The 3,918-nt window shown below is 42.9% G+C and carries 2 protein-coding genes; both read left to right on the top strand.

The window, feature by feature from the left end; translation table 11 throughout:
* The first annotated feature begins 36 nt into the window (after positions 1 to 36).
* A complete protein-coding gene (locus VF500_RS20610; protein ID WP_330861484.1) occupies positions 37 to 3,387 on the top strand; it encodes a TonB-dependent receptor in 3,351 nt (1,116 codons plus the stop codon).
* Positions 3,388 to 3,408: 21 nt separating this feature from the next.
* On the top strand, positions 3,409 to 3,918 hold a 510-nt coding region (locus VF500_RS20615; RefSeq protein ID WP_330861485.1), incomplete at its 3' end, for a RagB/SusD family nutrient uptake outer membrane protein.

Below are 3,918 nucleotides of genomic sequence, written 5' to 3' on the forward strand. Positions count from 1 at the left end.
GGCGTGTGGCCCGCTATAACTAAAGTTTTATTGGTTATGAAACTGATTGCCATTATCATGATTACTGTCTTTGCCAGTGTAAGCGCCAAAAGCTTTAGTCAAACCATCACCCTTCACCAAAAAAATATATCCGTCAAAAAGGTTTTGGAATATATTGAAAAACAAAGCGGATACCACCATATACTGGTCAATGTAAAACCTGAAATAGCCCTGGCAGGGATAACTGACATTAACCTGGAACGTGTTACGGTTGAGGAGGCACTGAACGAGTGTTTCCGCAATAAGCCCATTACTTATACCATTATCCAGGGAACTATCATTGTAAAAAAAAAGGAGGAAGAGTTAATAACCGAAGTAAAGGCAAGCATTGAGATCCGTGGTAAAGTAGTTGATGAAAAAGGACAGCCCCTGCCCGGAGTTAACGTAAAGACAAAAGGGGCTGCTGTAGGCAGCATTACCGGCGCCCAGGGCGAGTATACCATAAAGGTGCCCGATGAACAAGCTGTATTAGTATTCTCCTACGTGAGTTTCGAAACCCAGGAAGTGGCAGTAGGCGATAGGAGGGCGATCAACATCACCATGAAGGAAGCTTCAAACAGGCTTAATGAAGTGATAGTAGTAGGTTACGGAACCCAAAAGAAGGTTGATTTGACCGGCGCCGTGGTTACCGTAACAGGATCAGAACTGAATAAAAGAGTAGCTACAGATCCCACCCAATTATTACAGGGAAAATTGCCTGGCTTATCAGTTGTGCAGGGTTCTGGTGAGGCCGGTAACGAAGGTACATCGCTTCGTATAAGGGGCACAGGTACTTTTAGCAGTGCAGGTAACTCACCATTCATTATTGTTGATGGTTTACCCGGCAGTATCACCGCACTTGATCCGCAAAACATCGAATCGGTTACGGTGTTGAAAGATGCGGCTTCTGCATCCATATATGGTACCCGTGCTGCAAACGGGGTTATATTGATAACTACCAAACAGGGCAAGGAGGGCAAAATGCAGCTTTCTTATGATTATAACCTTGGCATTACCAGGGCATCTTCATTGCCCAACAACCTCATTTATAATTCGGCTCAGTACATGACGCTCTGGAACCAGGCCGCAACCAATTCAAACTACCCTAATAAATATAGCGACGCCCAGATCGCGCTTTATATCAACCCAACAGATCATACCTTATATCCTGATTATAACTGGTTAGATGCCATATTTAATACGGTTAAAGTACAAACACATCATTTGGGTATAAGTGGCGGCAGCAATGGCACTACCTATAACGTTGGCTTAGGTTATGTGAACCAGCCGGATGTTATGCTGGGATATTACTATAAAAAATACAACATCCAGATCAACTTAACCTCGAAGTTAAATAAGTGGGCAACATTTGGCTCAGCCATTACTTTAAACAGCAGCGAAAGAGGTTACACCTCAAGGGGAAGCCAGGATCAGTTTTTATCGGCTTTATCGCAGCAGCCTATGTATGGCCCTATATTGCCCGATGGTAGCGGCCGGTATACCAATTCGGTATTTCCGAGTGTTCAAACACCTAACAAAAATCCAATTGCTGTTGCCCAAAATGCCATCAACAAACAAAACGACTATTACTTACAAAGCAGTTTTTATTTAAACATTCATCTTTTAAAAGGATTGGACTGGCGCACCAATGGCGGCTTTAACTTCGATTTTAATAAAACTACTGACTTTAAACCGGTAATTAATCAGTATAACTGGTTTGCAAAACCCGGTGATGCGCCAGAACGTACCCTTGATGTAAACGGGCAGGGTATTGATGTGACCGATAATAATTCGTTTTACCCGGTTGCCTATACGCAGTTTACCTATTCGCGATCAATCAATAATGAACATAACTTTAAATTATTGGCAGGTACGCAGGTTGAATATAACAAGTCGCAAAACCTGGAAGGGCTCCGCAATTTACCTTTTGCATCCAATACATTGCAGGAAATTGATGCCGGGCCAATAGCCTCCCAGTTAACTAACGGAACAAGTAATATATATTCCCTGCATTCATACTACGGGCGGTTAAATTATGATTACCAGGAGAAATACCTGCTGGAGGCCAATGCCAGGTATGATGCATCATCCCGTTTTCCGGCAAATAACAGGTGGGCATTTTTTCCATCAGTATCATTAGGCTGGGCGGCTACTAAAGAGAAATTCCTTCAAAACGTAAACTGGTTAAATAATTTAAAGCTAAGGGCTTCGCTGGGTAATCTGGGTAATCAAAATATTGGTAATTATCCTTACCAGGAAACCTACAATTTCAAGAGCTATTACAATACCAAAACGAGCTATGCCTATCCGTTTTCGGGAAGTACGGTTACAAGCGGTGTAATCAACAATTCATTAACCAACCCTGATATTAAATGGGAAACTACGCGGGTATTTGATATTGGTACAGATGTCACTGTGCTGAATAACAAGCTCACCTTTTCGTTCGACTGGTATGATAAGTTAACATCGGGCATCCTTGAAACAGCTACTACGCTTACACCGCTTTACTTTGGTCTTAATGCGCCCGTTATTAATTACGGTAAAATGAAAAATACTGGTATTGAAGCGTCTTTTGACTATCATGACCGCATTGGTAGAGTTGGATTTTCTTTTGGCGGAAACATCCAGGCCAATAAAAATACTTTGGTTTCTTATGGAGCACCGGCTATAAGCACCGGCACAAATACTATTAACCAGGAGGGGCAGCCCTATGGAAGTTTTTACATGCTCAAATATGTCGGGATCTTCCAGTCGACGGCAGAAATAGCAGCCTCGCCAACACAGCAATATAACCCGCAGCCGGGCTACATGAAGTATGCGGATACCAATGGCGATGGAAAGGTTGATGACAGCGACAGGGTAATAGTCCCCGGTGCGTATCCTAAATTTAATTATGCTTTTAACGCCAGCGTTAACTGGAATAATTTTGATCTCACGGTGTTCTTTTATGGTTCATACGGGCAAAAATTATATGTTAACGGCTGGGGCATCCAACCATTTAACCAGGGATCGCCACCGCCTAAAGAATGGTTAAATGCCTGGACACCATCCAATCCCAGCACAACCATGCCGATGGTTTATGTTTTGGGCCAGGGAAACATCAGCAGCAATGCCAACACAGCGTCTACCTATTACTTAAAAGATGCTTCTTTCTTGAGGTTGAAAAACGTTCAGCTGGGCTATAATATACCTGCCGATTTTGCCAAACACCTGTTTATGTCAGGGTTGAGGATCTATTTTGCCGGTGATAACCTGTTTACGTTCACTAAGTTTCCCGGCCTTGATCCCGAACGCGTAGTTTCCAACACAAGGTATGTTACACACCCGCAAAACCAGGTTTACTCTTTTGGTGTGAGGGCTACATTTTAACATTTATTATTTGAAACGATCATGAAAACAACGATAAAATATTTGATACTTTTTTTGACAGCCGTTTTAATGGTTAGTAGCTGCAAGAAAAATCTTTTAGATCAAAATCCGCCGGCAGATATAGCCAGTTCCGTTTACTGGAAAACGCAGAACGATGCCGACCTTGCTTTGGCCGGGATCTATAGCTTTTTTATCCAGGGATTTAATTATAATGCTTCCGGTAATACAGGGCAGGGCTTTGGGGCTGGCACGCCTTATTGGGATAGCCTTAGCGATAACGCGTACAGCAGCGCCTATTCAAACATTGCGCAGGGTGCTATAACCCCAACCGTCGGTGGCTTGCAAACAGATGCGTATTCAACCGCTTACAGGGCTATCCAGGCATGCAATACTTTTTTGGATAATGTCCGTAAGATCAACCTGCCATCGGCTACTTTAAACCAGTATTTGGCCGAAGTAAGGTTTGTGAGGGCTTACTGGTATTTTATGCTTACACAGTTGTATGGGGATGTTGTTTTATCACTTCATCAA

The organism is Mucilaginibacter sp. (assembly GCF_036383575.1).
Taxonomy (GTDB): domain Bacteria; phylum Bacteroidota; class Bacteroidia; order Sphingobacteriales; family Sphingobacteriaceae; genus Mucilaginibacter.